The sequence below is a fragment of the Corynebacterium sp. 2571A genome, from assembly GCF_055700935.1.
The window spans coordinates 106,177-124,127 of the sequence record NZ_JASTTE010000002.1; the positions used below are offsets into that span (position 1 = coordinate 106,177).

A 17,951-nucleotide genomic window follows, 5' to 3' on the forward strand; every position below is an offset into this window, starting at 1 on the left:
CCATCAGCCGACGCGCCCGTCAGAATGATAGTGTGCGACGGCCGCCAGCCGGAGGGCAGCTTAGGGGAGTTCGCTAGTGCGGACCCGTTGAGCCTTATTTCTACTTGCTTTCCGCAGCGTAGCGCGTAAGCACCCGTATTTCCGAGTTCCCGGCGTTCGACTGTTTGCGCCGCGTCTTTACCCGCCGGGCCTTGGGGGCCGGTGGGGCCAGCCGGGCCGCGCTTGCCTTGCGGGCCGGCGGGGCCGGGCGGTCCCTGAATCTCGCCGACGTTAGACCAGCTCTTACCGGACCAGACATGGACAGTGTTGTCAGTGGTGAGAAGGTAGGCGTCTCCGGGGTTAGCCGATTCTGGGAGGTTCGAGGCGCTGGAGACCGTTCCGAGTAGCTGGAAGCCGGACCCCGGCTCGCCTTGCGGCCCAGCGGGGCCGGTCGGGCCCTTAGCGCCCTTTGCGCCCTTAGGCCCTTGCGGTCCTGTAGGACCGGCGGGGCCGGTGGGGCCAGCCGGGCCGCGCTCGCCTTGCGGGCCGGGGGTGGTCTGGATCGTGGATACCGTGTTTTCCAGCCCTAGAGCCAGATTCTGTAGCAAAGTCGGGAGATTCTGAACCGGATCGCTCGCGGTGGGGTAAGGGATTGAGTATTTCTTAGTCTTTGCGGGCATTATGCGTATTCCTTAAATGGGTTGTTGGGGTCAAGAATGGAAAAGTCAGACCAGGTGGTTCGCTCGGCATAGTCGCCGATGGTGTAGCCGCCGGAGTTAAGAGTCTCGTAGGTCACGTCACCCTTCCCGGCGCCGATACGGCCGATGTGGATCAGGTTGTGGGTGACGCGCCAGGTCTCGCCGTTGTACTCGAGTTCGCCGCCTACGGGCATTACCGTTGGCGGGACGGTATCAGCGGCAGCGGCCTTGGGTACAGATTGGAGCCATTGGAGCACGGCCGAGTTAGTCATTACGCCGATGATTCCGGTGTCCCACGTGGAGAGCCAATACAGTTTTTCTACCTTGGTTTCGAGGCGGTCGAACTCATACGTCACGCGCGGCGGCAGTGGGTATTGGGTCACGCGTTTGACGGTGTTGGCGACGCTGTATGCGTACCGTTGGATATAGCCCTTGTCCGTCGATGATGACGGAGCGAGCATGGTGTCCGCAGTCATGGAGTCGGCGCCGTCGGTGTAGACGGTGACGGATTTTTCGACTTTGTCGTTCTCGGTGTAGGCGTAGGCCTTAACGTCTACTTTTTGCAGGTTCATTGGCGGGCCGATGGTGAATCCGAGCTCGTCCACCTCGAGGACGTCGCCGTCCAAGTCTACGACGTCGTTGGTTCTTCGCAGATAGTCGGTATCCGCTTCGATTACTAGGCCGTAGGCGTAGTGGGCGAGGTGTGAGCGAATTAGGGAGGGTCCGAGATTCTGGGGGAAGATTGCTCGAGTCTGGGCGTTGTAGTCCCAGCCCCGGCCGCCTAGAGTGCGATAGAACCGCTCGAGGTAGGTACGCAAGGTCGCGTTATCCCAGTCAGGGTGCGCAATTTGCACAGTGGTATTAGCAGATTCTGGCGGCACTTCCACGGCGCTTACGGTCTCGGTGAATCGGGGGAGAGAGCGTAGACGCTTAGTGATTTTCTTGGCGGTGCTTACCATATCGGTGGCTTGCCACCCGGTGTCCACTAGCGGGCGGTGGTGCTCGAGGACGGTTGTTACGTCGGCGGCGGTCACGGTGAGTTCGTAGAGCTCGCGGCCGTTGAGGGTGGTGCGACGCGCTTTAACTTCGCGGGGGTAGCCGCGAAATATAATCGTTCCGGCGACGTTGATAGTAATCGGGATTGACTGGCGGAAGGCCATGAATAACCCGGTGGTGTAGGCCGCGGAGTCGAACACAAATAGGCGGAAGTCCGCCGTTGTTGGGGTGTGTTCCTCGAGGTATTCCTCCCGGCCCCACGTGAGGTAGAGCGATTCCACCGCGATAGGCTTATCGGCGGTGTGAATGTCATCGTGAGTCATCGTGGCTTGCCAGGCCGAGTGCTCGAAGTTAATCAACGGGACAAACGGGTCCATTATGCGAATACCTTTTTTCGTCCGAGGTTTACATCAGTTTTCCGGATTGCGCGGGTTACTACGTCGGCCAGGTGGCGTTCATCACCGATAGCCGAATCGGTGATGTTCACGTTTATTACGGGTGGCGCGGCGCTGGTAGAGTGGCGCGGCGCGGCCGCGATGGTGGCGGCCAGGCCGCCGGTCACCGCGCCGTCGAAGCCGGAGAAATCCATACCGGCGAAGTCCATTCCACCGGCGAAGTCCATTCCACCGGCGAAGCTAAAATCAGGCACGGGAACCGACTGAATCCAATTGATTAAATCGCGGAGCCATGAAATTACCACGTCAATCTTGTTAATCAGCCATTCCAGCCAATCGCCTACATCGGCGATAGCCGGAGTCAGCCACTTGATAAATCCGCTGGCCAGCGACGCTACCCAATCAGCGACTACCGCGATAATATCCGCCGCGCCGCCGAGGAGGTTAGTCAGCGGTGGCAACAGCGACGTAATCAGTTCGGCGATAGGTGGCAGCAGCGGGGTGAGCGCTTCCACGATTTGGATAAAAGCGTCCGCCAAGGACAACACGGCGGGCATCACGGCAACCAAGATGTCTCCCAGGGCGGGCAGTAGTGCGCGTGCTACGTCGGCCAGCGGCGGGAGGATAGGCAGCAGGGCGCGAATTAGGTCTTGCACCACGGCCGCCATTTGAGGGAATAGCGGGGCGACTGATTGGAGCACATCGCCCAGGAGCGGGAATAAGTCGGCGGCGACGTCTTGCAATACCGGGATTACCGGGCGGAAAGCGTCAGCGAGCATTCCCACGGTCTGAACCAGAGTAGGAATGATGGGGGTCACAGCTTCAATTGCGCCCTTGAGCAGGTCGCCGATTAGAAGGGAGATGTCATTAATCAGCGGCGAGATTGCCACCATGGCATCGCCGAGGGCCTGGCCAATGAGCGCGGCCACCATGGCCAGCGGCTCGAGAAGGGGGGAGAGAGCTTCCGCGATGAACTGTAGGCCGGTGAAGAATGGCTCGATTGCCGGGGCGATGATTGCCAGTGCCTCGGCTAGCGCGGTGCCCACGGTCTCGGCCATCGCGGAGAGAGGTTCGACTAGGCCTCCGACGGCTACGCCTAGCGCGGTGAAGATGTCGCCCAGGGCGGGGCCGAGGGCCACGCCGAGCTGGGCGAGCAAGTCCAGCAACGGGCCGAGCAGATTGGACAGCCCGTCGAGCGCGGCCGAGAATCCCAATACTAGTTCGGTCATAACGCCGTTGTCGGCGAACTCTTGGAACTTCGCGCCGATGGTTCCGAGCACGCCGCCGAACGCTTCGCCAAGTCTCCCGGCGGTTTCTTCCATGACGGGGCCGATTGCGAGGAATCCTTCGACTAACTGGTTCAGACCGGGCGCGAGCGTTGAGAGGAACTCGCCGCTGGCCACGGTGAGAGATTCCAGCTGGGATTGGTTAGCGCTTACGGTGTCGAGGAGTCCAGAGAATACCCCGGCGGTGGTCGCCGCCAGGTCGGTCATAGCCGGGGTCAGGCCGGTTATGGTCTCGCCTAGGCGGGCGAATGAGTCGGTCATTCCGGCGGCGAACTCGCTGCTTACCGCGCCCTTGAGTTTCTCGAATGGTGCTTGGGCGGCGGTGGCTGCTTCCTTGATTCCGTCCATGCCGAGGGCTACAGCGCCGAGGGCGGGCCCGGCGACAGCGCCCAGGGCGGCGGCACCGGCGGCGATTTGGCCGATAGCACCGCCAGCGATAGCCGCGCCGGAAGCTACCGAGGAGGATATAGCGGTAAACTTCGCCATTTTTTTGGCCATGGTGTCGGCCGCTTTCGCCGCTTTGCGGAAGCCGCGATTATTCGCGTCGGACACGATGCGAATGGAGACCATCGAGGTCTTTTTACCGGCCATTTTCCTTTGCGCTTTCCTTGATTACGTCGATCATTGTCGCCAGCATCACCGGATCTTCATTGAGTAGGACGCTGGGCGGGGTTCCAGTGTGTACCGCCAGGGCGGCGATTACTCGCCCTGGGCCGGTGTAGGGTTTTCGCTCGCGCCGCCGTCCTCGTCGGGCAAGTCAAAGTCCACCACGTCGTTTAGGAAGTCCTCGAATGGCTTGGAGTAGTTGCCGGTTCGCTGTAGAGACTTCCAGGCGATGAACGCGCACGCGGTCACCTGGGAGGTTGGGTCGTTGAACGCGCCCCACTTGCGGGTTCGGGCGGTGGCTTCGTAGGCCACCATGTCCGCCAGCGTCGGGTGGATCTCGTGCTTGGTGCCGTCGGCTAGCTGGATGATGATTGTGTTCATAGTTTTACTTTCCTTTAACTTTTTTGATTGCTTGGTCTACCGCGTCCATGTACGCCTTCATCCAGATACTTTCGTTACCGGTGGCGGCGTTAGCCATAAACGGGTTTGCCTTACGTCCGCGTGCTGGCCAGCCCCAATGAACTACGCCCGCGTAGGGCACGGACTTTCGGCCAGCGCGGAGCATTCCGGCGCGGTTGGTCGCGGCGACTCGGAGACTGGCCTTTAGTTGGCCGGTGGCCACCGGGGCGAGCCCGGCGGCTATCGGCATGATGGATCGGGCCGCTTCGCGGTTGGCTTCGCGTAAGTCCGAGAGGTCGCCGCCGGCTTGCTTGAGCGTGCGGCGTAGGCGGCGCGCGCCGTCTACATCTATCGAGACTTTCTGAAAGCCGTTGCCCATGGCTAGTCGTTTCCGCTGTTCGAGGTTTCGGCGGTGAGAGTTGGCTGGCCGATGACGGGGAACTCCACCTCGGAGGTGTTGCGCTTGCCCACGTCGCCGCCGAGTTCTACGGGTACAACCATGATTGTGCCGGTGACTTTGGCGGCGGTTTCCTTGTCCTTGGGAATAAAGATAAAGGGTACTTCCTTGCCCTTATTCTCCCAAGACCAGGGCAGGAAGTGCCCCTTGGCGACGGTCTGGAAGCAGGTGACGGACATAGCCCAGGTGAAGTTGGTATCGCCGGCCAGCTGGCGGCCGGACAGCACCATAATCGAATCTTCCGAGTTAACGGAGGGAGTGAGACGAATCGCGGTGACGTACTCGTTCATTTCCACGGAGGTATCGCCGACTTCGCCTAGGGTGAGCTCGCCTGGGCCTAGGGTGAGATATTGCGGTTCCATTGGTCTTAGTCTCCAATTTCTACAGTCAGTGTCATTGCTGGGATTTGTCCCCAGTTGGGCAGGTCGATTGAGGTAATGGCAGTGGAGGTCGGGATGATTCCGGCGGACAGAATCTTCTCCAGAACTTCCATGAGTTGTGTGAGAGCGTGCGCCTGGCCGGTGTCACGCGCTAACAGGTGGATTTCGGCAGTGGGGAAAATCTGGCCAGAGTGGAGGAGCTGGGCGTCGATGGTGCCCACGGTGACGAAAGCGCCGGGAAGATTCACCCGGTGAGCTTCCAGGCTGGCGGGCACCCCGGCCGCCGTGAGCCGGTCGGCCAGGGCTTGCAGTTCGCCGGTGAGTTGGGTGGGCTTCATGTCATCCCACCTTGGGGATAGTCCAGCCGCCCAGGCCGAGCAGCATAGCGGCTTGCGGGTCGTGTTTTTGCACGTATCCGGCCGCATCTTCACCAAACTGGGCGACACCGCCGGGGGTGGCGCGCCGCCGCCAGAGGTGCGCGGCGAGGATTACCGCGCCGCCGTGGATACGGTCGTCCCAGCCCTCGGGGTCACCGTGCCATTTCGTCACAGTGTCGTTAATAATGGCTACTACGGTATCCAACGCCGTCGAATCGTGGCCGGAAGTTTCCACCCCTAACCATGATTCCACTTCCAGTGTGGTGATTTCAGCCATGCTTACTCGGTCCCCTCAGGAGACGATGCGGGCTCGGTTGTGGAGGTCTTGGAGAAGTGCACCTTAACCAGTGCTTCGGGCCGGTTGATCATGTGCGCGGTGTATCCGAATAGGGCCGCGTCCCGGCCGCCCTTGGCGATGTGCTCGGCCTGTACTCGGAGCGGGGAGCCGGGCAGTTCGTAGAACGTGGCGGCTTGCTTCGAGCCAACTAGGGCGGTTCCCGGTTCTACAAACTCACTGGTTACCCACTTATCCGGGGTGGATACCGGGGTCAGGCCGGTGTAGTGCGGAACGTCGAGCTGTGAGAAGTCCAGCACGCTTTCGAGGTCGTTGGGGTTCACCAGGGCGAAAGATGCAGGGACGTGAACCGCGTTGTCGATGCGGATTGCGCCGCGAGTAATCGCGCGAATCAGGTCCGGGGCGGCTTCCTGTAGGTCGGTAGCGTTGTCAGCCAGGAACGCGGCGGTGTCCTTGTCGGTCTCGAAAGCGTAAGATTCGGCCATCGCCTCCCAGTAGGCGCGGAGCGTGTCGGACTCGTTGAAGTCGAAAATCTGGCGGTCGAGGTCATTACCGCCCGCCCAGGGCTGGGCGCTAATTTCTACATTTTCCCACTCGGCAGGGGAGGAGTGGATATCGGTCTTGTCGCCCGCCCACTTGGCGACGGTCGGCTTAGTCTTCCACTTAAAGCCGGTGGCCTTGCGGTTGCGGAGCGCGGCGTTTTGAATCAGCGGGACTACGCGGCGTTCGTACTGTACGCCAGACCACAGCTCGCCGAGCCAGCCAGGGGCGACAGTGTTAATCGAGTTTGAGCCGGTGATGTCTACCAGCTCGGCGTGGAGTTCGTCCATGGCCAGCTCGCCGGTGTGGGCGGCCATGAGTAGGTCAGTTGCGCGCTCGAGGGTCGCGGGCTCGCGGGTTGGGTTCTCGCTCGTGAAAGCGGGGCGGATTGGATTGTTCATTTCTTCCTTGTCCTCGGTTGGGGTTGCTTCCTCGGATTCCTCGGCGGGTTCGGTGGTGTCCTCGGATTTGTCCGGGGTGGTGTCCTCGGTTGGGGTTGCTTCCTCGGATTCCTCGGCGTTCACAGTTTCTACCCGGGCACCGTCGAAAGCCGGAAAAGGTACTAGGGCCACGGCTTTTAGCAGTCCCTCGCGGGCTTCGCGGTTGCCGATGGTGCGGAGCCCTCGGACTTCGACACTGAAAGCGTCGATTGTGTGTTCCTGGGCCATGAGTAGCGAGTCCTGGGCGGCGGCGTGCGAGCCGAGCTTGAATCGCATGTAGAGCCCGTCCTCCCTATCCTCGGCATCGATTGCGTGTCCTACTGGCACGCCGCCTTTCTCGGAGTGGCCAGCGAGGAGCTTTACCTTGGAGAGAGTGGAGGGGAGGTTTACGGATCCGCGCGGGAACGTCATCTGTCCCTTGTTGGTGCTTCCTACCGCACCCCAGGGCAGGACGTAGCCCTCGAGGGTGCGCTCGGATTCGCTGGCGTGCACTTCGCCGGGGTCGATTACGTCAACGGCGGTGAGGTCAGTGTTTGGCATTAGTGTCCTTTCGGTTTAGCGCCTAGATGAAACGTGTCAGAGAGCCACGCGTCCACACTGGGGAGTGTGATCACGCGCTGTATTGCGGCGGTGACGGCGAGCGTGGAGACTACCCAGGGGACAGTTTCGACACCGGCGTCGCGGGCGATTTCAGGGAGTAGAGGGAGCAGTCCGAGCGTGGCGCAGATGACGGCGCGGATCGTCGCCCGCCAGGGGTGCTGCACTTGCGTGGCGTGTTCTTTGGTGTCGATTCGGTGAGCCACCGTGAGAGAGTCCTTCCTTGTATTCCTTGGCAGAGTGGCGAATCCACGTAAACAGAGCGATGGAGAGCAGAATCGCGCCGGAGAGTAGTCCGGCGATGTAGATGATTGCCATGAGTAACACCGCCTTATTCCTTTACGTCTTTGGTTCCTGGTACGCCCTCAATTTCGGCGATTGCACATATCACGTCGTGGAGGGTGCGGCCGCCGGATTGCGGCCAGGGCGTGCGCCCCTGGTCGGTGCGCTGGCCTAGGAGCTGGTCGAGGATGAGGTCTTGTTTGGCTTCGATTCGGTTGGCTTGCTCGGGGGTCACGGTTGATTCCTTTCGTGGTGGGGGAGTTGGTGACGGGTTGGCCATGCGGTCGTACCAGTAGGACGCGCGCGCCATGTAGGTGCGGTGGTCTTCGCCACCTGGCGCGAGCTGGTGCGGGCAGGAGGTGGACGCAAAATCGGAGTGGGGGAAGATGTTTACTCGCCAGCGCGGCGGGCCGAGCTTGTAGGCGTGGCAGAGCGCGGCGACTAGGTGAGCGCCCTCTTCGATGGTCTTATCCGAGATTTGCCAGCGCGGCGGGCCGCCGATGTTGGCGTGTTCGATTCCGATGGACTCGGCGTTTACCCGCGCGTTGGCGGCGTGCCATGCGGTATCCCAGTCATTTACCAGCTGGCCGATGGTGCCATCGTCTTCCACCTGGTAGTGAGCGCTTGCTTCGCGCTCGGTATCCCACAGGTGCTTGCAAGCTTCAGTGGACATGCGAACCCCGGCGTTGTGGTGAATGACGATTTTGTTAATCGCCGAGGTGCGCCCCTTGGTGAATCGGTGCCCGCCTACTAGGGCGTATTTATCAGGCTCGAGAGTTAGCCAATTCTTCATTTCTTGGCGTCCTTTCATCATCGGGAACGTCCACGGATTGAACGTTCAGACCTCCCACGTCGGTCAGCTCGCGGGTGTCGAATCGGATTTGGGCACCGGCCGGGGTCATGTCGTCCATGCCCAGGCGCGCGGCAATCGCGGCCATGAACGGCGCTAGGCAAAAGTCGATGAACTCGGTGTTGCGCGCGTCCACGTTGGAATAGCGCATCGTGTTATCCCCGCTGGCGGCGTCCAGGAGAATCGCGGGGATTCCGGTAATCCGGGCGATGTCCAGCGCGTTAGCCGCGCGGCCCTCAATGAGTAGTGAACCGTCGTACTGGCCGTGATTCTTCACTTCGATATTGGGCGAGGTATAGGACACCGCCCCATCTTCGGACTGGCGCGCCTTAATCCAGCCCGTAATGAGTGCGCACTTGGCTTCATCAGAGAGTGGATCGCCGCCGGTCTGGTGGAGCTCGGTGTGGGCTACTGGTGTTGTCGCCGCTTTCGTCGATGCCCGATTGAGCGCGACAGCGTGGCGGATTGTCTCGGGGCTGGCGGCCAGGACGCCCTCGTCTACGCCGGGGATTAGACACACCGATTCGGGGTTGACCTCGCGAGATTGGTAGGTGATTCCGCCCTCGTCGGTGAACTCCCAATCAGCGTAGGGCACGCGGTCGGCGGCGATGACGCGGCCGTCCTGGTCGCGCTCGAGTGCCCAAAGACTCCAACCGTAGAAAAGTAAATCGTCTACCGTCCAGAGCATTCGGTGAAATGGGCTAATCGGCCCGTTGGAGCGCGAGAGCCATTCGGGCTGTAGCTCGTCCGGCTCGTCGCCGGTGGTCTGATACAGCGGGCAGCGGGCGATGGAGCCAACGATGAGGCGGCGAGCTCGCGCCAGGGCGGGAATCCCGATAGCGGTGGCGCGAGTCGCAGGAATGTAGGGCCTATCCGGGGGGTCGATGCTTAATAGGTGGTTGGGCGATGCCCAGGGCGACTCGTAGGCAACGGAGCCCGCCGCCAGGGCGGGCAGCGCGAGTGAGTCGCGGAGAGTTTGCAAAAGTCCCATGCGGAAAGAATGACGCTAACCGCTGGCGATTGGTAGAAAAGTCGAGGTTAACGCGGGTAGCGGCGCAATCTATACACGTTGTTCATTGCGTACTCGGCCCCGTGATAGTCACCGTGAGCGTCCTTGAGGTGCCGGGCGATGAGATACCAGCCGTGCTCGCGGCTTCGCGCGGCTTCGCGCCACTCGCACTGGCGGCAGCACACTACCGTGAGGTAGGGAGATTCTTCCACGATGGCAACCATGTTTTGTTTCTTTGGGGTCACAGCGAAAATACCTCGGGCGCGGAGACCACCGGCGCGACAGCTCGCACGCCCCTTACCGCCAGGAGCCCGGCTTCAATCGACGCGATGGATCCGTTAGAGCGACGGCGGTCAATAAGTCGGCCTTTATCGCCTACAGTGCGTAGCGCCGCGCCGCTAAACTCGGCGGGCCACTCGGGGGCGGTGCGTAGGAGGAGCCGTTGCTCGGGTATCGCGGTGAGCATGAAGTCAGTGGATTGGATCAGGTCATCTACGGTGGCGAGTTGCACCGCTTCGCCGAGGTCGGCGGCCAGTTCCTCGGCCAGGTGGCCGGAGGGGCCGTGAGCGTCGATTCGGATTGACTCGGGGCGGTGCTTTCGGTGGATTCGCTTTACCACGTCCACCGCCCAGGCTTGGCCGGGGCGTGACTCAATCAGCTCGAGGGCGGGCACCCCGTTAATCGTGCCAGCGGCCACGATAGATGTTTGGTCGTGAGCCCAAGACACGGCCACGCCGAGGTGGAATGTTCCGGGATCAAGTGGCGCGTTAGTGGTCGCGGCTTCAATCGCGGCACCGGGGAGAATCGCGTTAGACACTTTCGTCCGCCGGTTGCCGTAGGCGCGGGCAAACTCACCGGGGGTGAGCTCGTCGGCGGCTTCCTCGAGTCCCTGCATCGTCAGCCCCTCCCCAGCGGAGGGGTGCGCGGCGAACACCGCGTCTAAGTCGGTGGGGTCTACATCGTCGCCTATCCCGTAGTCGATGACGCAGACACCCGGCGTTTTGTTCTCGCGCGCCTGGTCTAGCATGTTGTGCCACCACGTCGAGTTTCCGTCCCCCATCGTCGAGAAATACCAAGTCTGGGGGCCGTGGCCGAGGTCGTGCCGGGTCGATTTCGTCGGAACGATGGCCTGTAGGAGGGCAGCCCCGGCCGCTTCGCTATGCACCCACGGTTCATCAATGGCCACTAAGTCGGATTGCTCGCCGTGGAGATAGTCGCCAGTAGGCGGCATTGGCCGGAATTGAGCGTCGGTGGCGGGCACGATTAGGCGAGTATCCCCCGCACCGAACTTCGTTCGCACGATTGATTTAAGCCGAGAGCTGGCAGGGGTGCCGCAATCTTTAACCCATCGTTCGCGCGCGGCCTGGCCGGTCTGAGCTGTATACCAGACCCGCGCCCCCGGCTGTATCAGCGTGCGGTGAGTCCCCACGGCCATGAAGTTGTAGGTCTTACCCGCCTGTCGGGGAACGGAGACTAGCACCGTGTGATAGTTCCACTTGCCGGTGTCTGGGTTGATTTCCAGGGCAACATCATCTGCGGCGCGTTGCCAGCGCTTGAGCCGCCCCTTGAGAGCACCGGCGACGGCATCGACGGCCGGGCCGTAGGTGGGGAAGTCCTCGTTACGCGGGGTGTGATAGCGGGGAACCGCTAGGGCCGAGTGCATTTAGTAAGTCCTTGATTTCATCGTCTGTTGCAACGTCGCGTGAGTCGGGGGTCATGCGAGCCTCACGGAGCGCGCTAACCATCTGGTCGATAATTTTTGTCGGGCCGTAGGGCCTGTTCTGCTTCTCGAATGAGTCGAGCGCCCATGCACCGGCGCGGAGCACGGTCTCAATTCCTTCATCTACTTCGCTTAGCCCGCCCTGGTCGCGAGCGGCCAGAATCGCCGAGTCCATCGCCTCCGAGTGCCGTCCTCGGAGCACCTGATCAGGCTCTTTGATTGCTTCCGTCTCGAAGATGCCGAGCTGGCCAGCACGCGGCCGCCTAGGATCTGGTCTACCCATGATTTATGCCGTCCTAACTGGGGTTTTCGTGAATTGTACCAACCCCCGTGTTGAATTACGCTGGGAAAAAATGGAAGTTGGGCGCGGGACTTCCTGGGCGGCCCTTACTACCAAAACGCCCAGGTGGAGCGCCAGCCAATCGCGGGAACGCGGCGCCCGCTCGCCCCGCGCGATGGGGTGAGCCTTGAACCACTCGGTCAGGGAGCGCGCCCCGCGCGAGCTGTTGCAGGACTTATGCGCCGGGCGGAGATTGTCGAGCGAGTTATCGCCACCGCAAGCCACGGGGACAACATGGTCGATAGTGGTAGCGCCCGGTTTACCGCATAGATGGCAGGTGTCGCCGTAGGTCTCGAGGGTTAGAGCGATGAGAGCTTGGAGCCGTCGCCCGCTTAGCCTAGCCAACCAACTCACCCCTGGCGATTGCTTGGAGTCGCTTAGAAGCTTTATTCCTGGCGTGGCCCTTCTTCACAGGCACCCACACGCCCGCCCGCACGCTATCGCCCACCAACGGGTAGAAAGCTTCCATAGCACACTGTTGCTTCACCGGGCAGCCCCTACAGAGGAACTCGGCCACGTCATCGCGGGTAGTGTCCGGCCCCATGAGCTCGCGCCAGGGTCTAATGTCGTCCAGGTCGTAGACCATGGGGTGTTGCGTAGTGCAGCGAGCGGTGTCTGTCCACTTCTCGAGGCGGGCCATTTATCTACCTTTCCTATCTTTAGCTACTAGTTGCAGGGGCTAGGGTGGTTACCCATATCGCCCCCTACGGGGGAGTTGTTTGTCGATGACCTCCCCAGTGCTGGTTTCCCAGTTTTGAACCGCTTTCCGACGTCATCCCACGACTAATAGACCCGCGTGCTTTTCCATGCACGGGGCCTCTCAGTTCCACGCCTGCTACCGGTAGCTAGTCGGCGGCGGGCGGCTCCGGGGCGCTAGACCGGGGCACTTTTTACTGTGGTGAAAGCTCAATTAGCGCACGCGGTTGTTGTTAGCCCTGTACTCACGTCATAAGCAGGGGGTCGGTTGAAAGTCATCTAAGGTTATTTAGTTTTCGCGTGACGTATCCCGGTAGGGCACGCCATGAGGGCCCATCAACGACCGCGACGGAGATGATTTGTGTTGATAGACCCACATGACCGGTCCCTAAATCGGAAGCTGTCCGGCGTAGTGGGAGTGGTGTCGTTCCCAGCACGAGGCGCAAATCCTCATACCGTTCTGTTCCGGGGCGACATGGCCGGCGGCGAAGGCGATCCCACACACATCGCAGCGGTATTCGCTGCGCTTATGAGGGAACTCGCCTCGGCACGCCGGGCAATTAGGATCGGGGAACTTCACGGCGTAGAGACTCCCGGCTTAGTCCGTTGACTGCGAAGGCGACGCCGAGGGTGGCGAAGGCGATGGCTAGCACTCTTTCCCTCCAATCTCGGCGGCCAGGCGCTCGAGCTCGGTACGGTCGAATACTTGAATACCGCGCTTGCCTAGTTCGCCGGCCGGCTTGAGCTTGCCAGCCTTAGCCCATCGGTTGATAGTTCCGCGGGTAACGCCTAGGAGGTGGGCCGCCTCCTTGCTCCCGATTAGTTCTTTAAGCGTCATAGGACACATTAAAGCACAACGGGCCAATGTCATACAACCTTAAACGCTACATAAGACACAACTGAAGTGCGTCACTTGACGCATTAGCCAGCTAAAGGGCAAAATTAACCACATGACTACTTCAATACATGGCGCGGGGTTCGTTCCCTCATGGACAATCGCGGACCGGGTACGTAAGGCGCGCGAATCCACGAATCTAAAGCAGTCCGAATTGTCGGCACGCCTAGGGATGGCTAGGACGTCGCTAGCAAGGATTGAGCAAGGTAAGTCTGAGCCACGGCGGACAACACTTATCGCCATCGCGTTCGCGACGGGCGTGTCTCTTGATTGGCTGGAGACAGGCGAAACCCCCGCCGGGCCGGAGCCAGACGGGGGTGAGGTTGTGCGCCATCAGGGAATCGAACCCCGAACCCACTGATTAAGAGTCAGTTGCTCTGCCAATTGAGCTAATGGCGCATTGTTTCAAAAACTTGAGCCAATCTCTCGGCCGCTGTCCTTGCAACGGAAAATAACTTTAACCCCTTCAAAGAAAATAGTAAAATCGGCTGGTCATCCCAGGTTTTTGCGGGGTATTAACGTAACGTTATCGCGTGCTTGATGCTGAATGCAACGATTAGGTATCAAAGTCGCTGCAGCGCTAATTTTGTGTACAAATTGGGGACGTTTTGTCGATATGGTTAGTGAGATTGGGTGACGAGCTCGCGGCGAAGGCGGCTCGGCGGCTGACTCGCAGGTTAACTTGCAGGTTAAAAGAACCAGGCTAGATAAGGGTTTTTGAATTTTGACTAGGACGATTTCGCTGCTGCGCCGCGGCGTAGTGACGGTAGTTGCATCCGTTACGGCGGTGTCGCTGGCGGCGTGCACGATTGGCGATCCGGAGGGTAAGGACGCGGCGGCGCCGGAGGTAAGTGGGGCATCGGAAGCCGGTGCCACCAGCGTGGCCAAGAAGGAGAAGAAGGCTCCGGAGTTCTCCGTCAAGGATGGCGCCGAGGACGTCGATCCCTTCACGCCCGTGACCGTGAAGTCCCTGGGCAAGGGGCTGGAGACGGTCACCATGACCAACGAGCAGGGCTACGTCGTGGCGGAAACGCTCTCGGATGATGGCAAGACCTGGTCGAGCGACGAGACGCTGGGTTATAACCGGACCTACACCATCTACGCCAAGGACGAAAACGGCAAGGAAAAGACCGTCCAGTTCACCACCCCGGAAGCTAACGGCACCGCGGATGTGGCCATGGCCCCGCTGGACGGCTCCGAGGTGGGCGTCGGGCAGACCGTGAACTTCCGCTTTGGCGTGCCCGTGCCGGACCGCAAGAAGGCCGAGGAGGCCCTGACGGTGGAGACCTCCCCGGCGGTGGAGGGCGCGTTCCACTGGGTCAACGACTACGAGGTCCGCTGGCGCCCGAAGGAGTACTGGGAGCCGGGCACGAAGGTGACCGCGAAGGCGGAGATTGAAGGCGTCGACCTGGGTAACAAGGTGTACGGCGGCTCCAACAACGAGGCCAGCTTCACCATCGGCGACCGGGTCATCTCCATCGTGGACGACGCCACCAAGACCATGCGGGTCTACAAGAACCAGGAGCTGCTGCGCGAGATCCCGGTCTCGCTGGGCCGCGACGGCCAGTACGCGACCCCGAATGGGCGCTACATCATCGGCGACGAGCACGAGCAGCTCATGATGGACTCCACGACCTTCGGGCTGGCTCTCGATGCCGGCGGCTACCAAACCGTCGTCGACTATGCGACGCAGATGTCCTATTCGGGCATCTACGTCCACTCCGCCCCGTGGTCGGTCTGGGCGCAGGGCAACACGAACACCTCGCACGGCTGCATCAACGTCACCCCGGAGGCTGCCCAGTGGTTCCAGCAGGTGGTCGGCCGCGGCGACATCGTCCTGGTCAAGAACACCTCCGGCGGGGTGCTCTCGCCCTACGACGGGCTCGGCGACTGGAACATGTCCTGGGAGGACTGGAAGGCCGGCAACGCCTAGCCCGCCTAAGCCAGCTCAACCTTTGCGGAGCGCGTGCTCCCCGCGGCCAATGACTACCGTGGGGAGCATGCGTTTTTCTGTCTTAGATAGGGCCGCGGCGACCCCGGCCGAAACGGAGGCCGAGACCCTGCGCGGGGTGGCCGAGCACGCCCGGTACGTCGAGTCCTTGGGCTTCGAGCGCTTCACCGTCGCCGAGCACCACGGCGTCGACGGCATCCCCAGCGGGCAGCCGGCTCTCTTGGCGGCGCACGCGGCGGCGGCCACACAGCGCCTGCGCGTGGGCACGGCGGGCATCATGGTGCCCGGGCACCCGCCCTTTCTCATCGCGGAGCAGGTGGCGACGCTGGCGGCGCTGTACCCGGGCAGGGTGGACATCGGCCTGGGCAATTCCGTCGGCTTTACCGCCCCGGTGCGCGCGGCGCTGCGCCAGGACGGCAAGGCCCGGGAGCGCTACAGCGATGACCTGGGCGAGCTGCTGAGCTACCTGCGCGGCGATGCCGCAGTCACCGCCCGCCCGCGCCTCGAGGGAGAGGTGGGCCTGTTCCTGCTGGCCGGCTACGCCTCCGCGCGCACCGCCGGGCGCTTAGGCCTCGGCGTCATCCTGGGCGGGCCGGTGGGCACCCAGCTAAAGGCCGCCCAGACCTACCGGGCGAACTTCCAGCCCAGCGAGTTTTGCCCCGCCCCGCACGTGATTTCCTCGCTGAATATCGCCGTGGCGGACACGGAAGCAAAGGCCGCGGACCTGCTGGCCCCGGAGGCCTACGCGCAGGCGATGGCCCAGTCCACCGGCCGCTTCAGCCCGCTGGTGCCGGCCGCGGACCTGGATCTCGCCGCGATGACCAGCCAGCAGCGCGCCCGCATGCGCGACATCCAGGCCCACCACGTGGTGGGCACGCCACAAACAGTGCGGCGGGAGCTAGCGGCAATTGCTAGCCAGCTGGGCGTGGAGGAGTTTATGGTGACGGGCGATATCCCGGACCGCGCCGGCCGGGCCGAGAGCGAAAGGCTCCTGGCGCACCAACTAGCTCACTAGGGATAGCAAAAGCAGGCCAAGGAATCCTTGACCTGCTTTAACTTTGGGGTGGCTGACGGGGCTCGAACCCGCGACACCCAGGATCACAACCTGGTGCTCTACCAGCTGAACTACAGCCACCATCGCTGCCTTAGCAGCGCTATTTAGGTTAACCCATGAACGGCGAATTACAAAAACGCCTGGTAAGCGTGGGTGCTTTCGGCCTTCGCCTCGAGGGCCTGGCCGCTGTCCGGGCCGCCGTCGGTGCGGAAGACGCTGCGGCGGTAGTAGTCCAGCTCGCGGATGGACTCCACGATGTCCTGCAGCGCGCGGTGGGCCAGCCCCTTATCCGGCTGGTGGAAATACGCCTTCGGGTGCCAGCGCCGCGCCAGCTCCTTGATGGTGGAGACATCGATCATGCGGTAATGCAGCGCCTGGTCCAGCCGGGGCATGTAGCGCCGGATGAAGGTGCGGTCCGTGGCGATGGAATTGCCGGCCAGCGGGGCGGGGTGCTCCGGGTCGCAGTGGGCCGCGACCAGCTCGAGGACGGCCTGCTCGGCCTGCTCGACGGTGGTGTGGGAGGCGCGGATTTCCGTATCCAGCCCGGAGTTGGCGTGCATCTCGGTAACCACGTCGTCCATCTGCGCCAGCTCCTCCTCGGTGGCGTGGACGACGAGGTCGATGCCCTCGCCCAGGATGTTCAGGTTGCCGTCGGTGATAACGGCCGCGACCTCCACGATGACGTGGCGGTCCGGATCCAGACCGGTCATTTCCAGATCGATCCACACCAGGCGGTCGTGTTTGGGGGCTATCTCTTGGCTATGCATAACCACCAGTCTAGCTACCCCATCTGCGAGTAGAACTTGCCCACCAGCGGCGCGATAAGTGGGGTCGGCAGCACCTGGCTAATCGTGTTCATCGCCTTGGACAGCGGTCCCGGCACCACGCGGCGCTGGTTGCGGGCCATGGCCGCCAGGGTTTCCTGCGAGCAGGACTCGTAGGTCGTCCACAGGAAATCCGGCACGACCTTGTCCACGATGGACTGCTCCTCCGCGGGGACGACGGCATCCCGGACCGGGCCGGGAGCGAGCAGCGTGCAGCTGACGCCGCTGCCGGCCAGCTCGTAGTGCAGCGCCTCCGTGAAGGCGTTGACGCCGGCCTTGGTGAAGACGTAGGTGGCGTTGTTCGGGATGGGGATGTTGCCGGCCGCCGAGCCCACGTTGCAGATGGCGCCGCGCCGCCGCGGCAGCATCTGCTCCAGCGCCGCGCGGGTAATGCGGTGCACGGCCGTGGCGTTGAGCTGGAACTGGTCGGTCTCGTAGCCGAAGTCTTGATCCATGAACGGGCCAAAGCTAGCGATGCCGGCCGAATTGACCAGGATGCTCACCTCCCGGCCGCGGATGAACTCGACGAGCCGGTCGACGTCCTCGGCGCGGGAGAGGTCGGCATCGAAAGCCACGGCCTCGACGTCGTGGGCCCTGCTAAGCTCGCCCGCGATCTTGTCCAGCGCCTCCTTGCGCCGGGCGACCAGGACCACGTTGTGGCCCAGTGCGGCTAGGTCGCGGGCCATGGCCTCGCCGATGCCCTGGCTGGCGCCGGTGATCAGGGCATAGGAATGGCGGGTGGGGGCAGGCAGTCCGGATTTTTTCGGCATAGCGGGTTCAAGTCCTTTCGCGGATGGTGCGTTCGACCTTAGGCGGTGCCACTCAGCCTAGCGAAAAGATCCGGGTTAGTTCAGGGAAAAACCCTGATGCGCTGCGGGTGGATCC

General features: G+C 62.2%; 20 protein-coding genes and 2 tRNA genes. 3 read left to right on the forward strand and 19 right to left on the reverse strand.

The genetic code is table 11. The features are described 5' to 3' along the window. Positions 1-658: 658 nt before the first annotated feature. The 15 genes from QQS53_RS03900 to QQS53_RS03970 form a co-directional block, all read right to left on the reverse strand. The gene (locus QQS53_RS03900; RefSeq protein WP_472774619.1) at positions 659-2,050 is read right to left on the reverse strand and encodes a hypothetical protein; all 1,392 of its coding nucleotides are present in this window, start codon (positions 2,048-2,050) and stop codon (positions 659-661) included. After that, entirely contained in the window at positions 2,050-3,945 is a 1,896-nt protein-coding gene (locus QQS53_RS03905; protein ID WP_472774620.1) for a phage tail family protein, read from the reverse strand. The genes QQS53_RS03900 and QQS53_RS03905 overlap by 1 nt, the downstream gene beginning before the upstream one ends. Positions 3,946-4,053: 108 nt before the next feature. Then, positions 4,054-4,341, reverse strand: coding sequence for a hypothetical protein (locus QQS53_RS03910; RefSeq protein ID WP_472774621.1), 288 nt, complete (start codon positions 4,339-4,341; stop codon positions 4,054-4,056). A 4-nt stretch (positions 4,342-4,345) separates the two neighbouring features. Continuing rightward, positions 4,346-4,738 (reverse strand): HK97 gp10 family phage protein, encoded by a 393-nt coding sequence (locus QQS53_RS03915; RefSeq protein WP_472774622.1) that lies wholly within the window; start codon positions 4,736-4,738, stop codon positions 4,346-4,348. Positions 4,739-4,740: 2 nt separating this feature from the next. Beyond that, complete coding sequence (locus QQS53_RS03920) at positions 4,741-5,178, reverse strand: hypothetical protein (RefSeq protein WP_472774623.1); 438 nt, start codon at positions 5,176-5,178, stop codon at positions 4,741-4,743. A gap of 5 nt (positions 5,179-5,183) precedes the next feature. After that, positions 5,184-5,534 carry a hypothetical protein gene (locus QQS53_RS03925; RefSeq protein ID WP_472774624.1) on the reverse strand — a complete coding sequence of 117 codons (351 nt, stop codon included), beginning with the start codon at positions 5,532-5,534 and terminating at the stop codon, positions 5,184-5,186. Position 5,535: 1 nt separating this feature from the next. After that, complete coding sequence (locus QQS53_RS03930) at positions 5,536-5,850, reverse strand: hypothetical protein (RefSeq protein ID WP_472774625.1); 315 nt, start codon at positions 5,848-5,850, stop codon at positions 5,536-5,538. A gap of 2 nt (positions 5,851-5,852) precedes the next feature. Further along, positions 5,853-7,388: a hypothetical protein gene (locus QQS53_RS03935; protein WP_472774626.1), complete on the reverse strand. Its 1,536-nt coding sequence runs from the start codon at positions 7,386-7,388 to the stop codon at positions 5,853-5,855. A gap of 388 nt (positions 7,389-7,776) precedes the next feature. Next, a complete protein-coding gene (locus tag QQS53_RS03940; protein WP_472774627.1) occupies positions 7,777-8,520 on the reverse strand; it encodes a peptidoglycan recognition protein family protein in 744 nt (247 codons plus the stop codon). Next, positions 8,492-9,568: a phage portal protein gene (locus QQS53_RS03945; protein ID WP_472774628.1), complete on the reverse strand. Its 1,077-nt coding sequence runs from the start codon at positions 9,566-9,568 to the stop codon at positions 8,492-8,494. Before QQS53_RS03945 ends, QQS53_RS03940 begins: the two co-directional genes overlap by 29 nt. A gap of 47 nt (positions 9,569-9,615) precedes the next feature. Next, positions 9,616-9,831 (reverse strand): hypothetical protein, encoded by a 216-nt coding sequence (locus QQS53_RS03950; protein ID WP_472774629.1) that lies wholly within the window; start codon positions 9,829-9,831, stop codon positions 9,616-9,618. Further along, entirely contained in the window at positions 9,828-11,249 is a 1,422-nt protein-coding gene (locus QQS53_RS03955) for a terminase (RefSeq protein WP_472774630.1), read from the reverse strand. Before QQS53_RS03955 ends, QQS53_RS03950 begins: the two co-directional genes overlap by 4 nt. A 343-nt stretch (positions 11,250-11,592) precedes the next feature. Continuing rightward, complete coding sequence (locus QQS53_RS03960; protein WP_472774631.1) at positions 11,593-12,000, reverse strand: HNH endonuclease; 408 nt, start codon at positions 11,998-12,000, stop codon at positions 11,593-11,595. Continuing rightward, complete coding sequence (locus tag QQS53_RS03965; RefSeq protein WP_472774632.1) at positions 11,984-12,286, reverse strand: WhiB family transcriptional regulator; 303 nt, start codon at positions 12,284-12,286, stop codon at positions 11,984-11,986. The genes QQS53_RS03960 and QQS53_RS03965 overlap by 17 nt, the downstream gene beginning before the upstream one ends. A gap of 702 nt (positions 12,287-12,988) precedes the next feature. Further along, the gene (locus QQS53_RS03970) at positions 12,989-13,180 is read right to left on the reverse strand and encodes a helix-turn-helix domain-containing protein (RefSeq protein WP_472774633.1); all 192 of its coding nucleotides are present in this window, start codon (positions 13,178-13,180) and stop codon (positions 12,989-12,991) included. Positions 13,181-13,292: 112 nt separating this feature from the next. On the opposite strand from QQS53_RS03970, the gene QQS53_RS03975 reads away from it, so the two are divergent. Beyond that, positions 13,293-13,598, forward strand: coding sequence for a helix-turn-helix domain-containing protein (locus QQS53_RS03975; protein ID WP_472774634.1), 306 nt, complete (start codon positions 13,293-13,295; stop codon positions 13,596-13,598). Here the strand turns inward: QQS53_RS03975 and QQS53_RS03980 are convergent. Continuing rightward, positions 13,564-13,636 (reverse strand) — tRNA-Lys (locus QQS53_RS03980). The two genes, QQS53_RS03975 and QQS53_RS03980, sit on opposite strands and share 35 nt — an antisense overlap. A 325-nt stretch (positions 13,637-13,961) precedes the next feature. Between QQS53_RS03980 and QQS53_RS03985 the strand changes: the two genes are divergently transcribed. Further along, positions 13,962-15,170 carry a L,D-transpeptidase gene (locus tag QQS53_RS03985; protein ID WP_472774635.1) on the forward strand — a complete coding sequence of 403 codons (1,209 nt, stop codon included), beginning with the start codon at positions 13,962-13,964 and terminating at the stop codon, positions 15,168-15,170. Between the two features lie 67 nt (positions 15,171-15,237). Next, positions 15,238-16,203, forward strand: coding sequence for an MsnO8 family LLM class oxidoreductase (locus QQS53_RS03990; RefSeq protein WP_472774636.1), 966 nt, complete (start codon positions 15,238-15,240; stop codon positions 16,201-16,203). 44 nt (positions 16,204-16,247) lie between these two features. On the opposite strand, the gene QQS53_RS03995 is transcribed toward QQS53_RS03990, so the two are convergent. From QQS53_RS03995 to cmrA, 3 genes are all read right to left on the reverse strand, one after another. Further along, positions 16,248-16,323: transfer RNA gene (locus QQS53_RS03995), tRNA-His, on the reverse strand. Positions 16,324-16,370: 47 nt separating this feature from the next. After that, positions 16,371-17,009: an oligoribonuclease gene (gene orn / locus QQS53_RS04000; protein ID WP_296206625.1), complete on the reverse strand. Its 639-nt coding sequence runs from the start codon at positions 17,007-17,009 to the stop codon at positions 16,371-16,373. A gap of 14 nt (positions 17,010-17,023) precedes the next feature. After that, positions 17,024-17,836 carry a mycolate reductase gene (cmrA, locus tag QQS53_RS04005; protein ID WP_472774637.1) on the reverse strand — a complete coding sequence of 271 codons (813 nt, stop codon included), beginning with the start codon at positions 17,834-17,836 and terminating at the stop codon, positions 17,024-17,026. Positions 17,837-17,951 lie beyond the last annotated feature (115 nt).

Bases quoted from the DNA above. Each gene is read 5' to 3' on its own strand.
- QQS53_RS03955 (WP_472774630.1), bottom strand. From the start codon at position 11,249: ATGCACTCGGCCCTAGCGGTTCCCCGCTATCACACCCCGCGTAACGAG.
- QQS53_RS03945 (WP_472774628.1), bottom strand. From the start codon at position 9,568: ATGGGACTTTTGCAAACTCTCCGCGACTCACTCGCGCTGCCCGCCCTG.
- QQS53_RS03930 (WP_472774625.1), bottom strand. From the start codon at position 5,850: ATGGCTGAAATCACCACACTGGAAGTGGAATCATGGTTAGGGGTGGAA.
- orn (WP_296206625.1), bottom strand. From the start codon at position 17,009: ATGCATAGCCAAGAGATAGCCCCCAAACACGACCGCCTGGTGTGGATC.
- QQS53_RS03935 (WP_472774626.1), bottom strand. From the start codon at position 7,388: ATGCCAAACACTGACCTCACCGCCGTTGACGTAATCGACCCCGGCGAA.
- QQS53_RS03910 (WP_472774621.1), bottom strand. From the start codon at position 4,341: ATGAACACAATCATCATCCAGCTAGCCGACGGCACCAAGCACGAGATC.
- cmrA (WP_472774637.1), bottom strand. From the start codon at position 17,836: ATGCCGAAAAAATCCGGACTGCCTGCCCCCACCCGCCATTCCTATGCC.
- QQS53_RS03900 (WP_472774619.1), bottom strand. From the start codon at position 2,050: ATGGACCCGTTTGTCCCGTTGATTAACTTCGAGCACTCGGCCTGGCAA.
- QQS53_RS03965 (WP_472774632.1), bottom strand. From the start codon at position 12,286: ATGGCCCGCCTCGAGAAGTGGACAGACACCGCTCGCTGCACTACGCAA.
- QQS53_RS03905 (WP_472774620.1), bottom strand. From the start codon at position 3,945: ATGGCCGGTAAAAAGACCTCGATGGTCTCCATTCGCATCGTGTCCGAC.
- QQS53_RS03975 (WP_472774634.1), top strand. From the start codon at position 13,293: ATGACTACTTCAATACATGGCGCGGGGTTCGTTCCCTCATGGACAATC.
- QQS53_RS03940 (WP_472774627.1), bottom strand. From the start codon at position 8,520: ATGAAGAATTGGCTAACTCTCGAGCCTGATAAATACGCCCTAGTAGGC.
- QQS53_RS03920 (WP_472774623.1), bottom strand. From the start codon at position 5,178: ATGGAACCGCAATATCTCACCCTAGGCCCAGGCGAGCTCACCCTAGGC.
- QQS53_RS03970 (WP_472774633.1), bottom strand. From the start codon at position 13,180: ATGACGCTTAAAGAACTAATCGGGAGCAAGGAGGCGGCCCACCTCCTA.
- QQS53_RS03990 (WP_472774636.1), top strand. From the start codon at position 15,238: ATGCGTTTTTCTGTCTTAGATAGGGCCGCGGCGACCCCGGCCGAAACG.
- QQS53_RS03915 (WP_472774622.1), bottom strand. From the start codon at position 4,738: ATGGGCAACGGCTTTCAGAAAGTCTCGATAGATGTAGACGGCGCGCGC.
- QQS53_RS03925 (WP_472774624.1), bottom strand. From the start codon at position 5,534: ATGAAGCCCACCCAACTCACCGGCGAACTGCAAGCCCTGGCCGACCGG.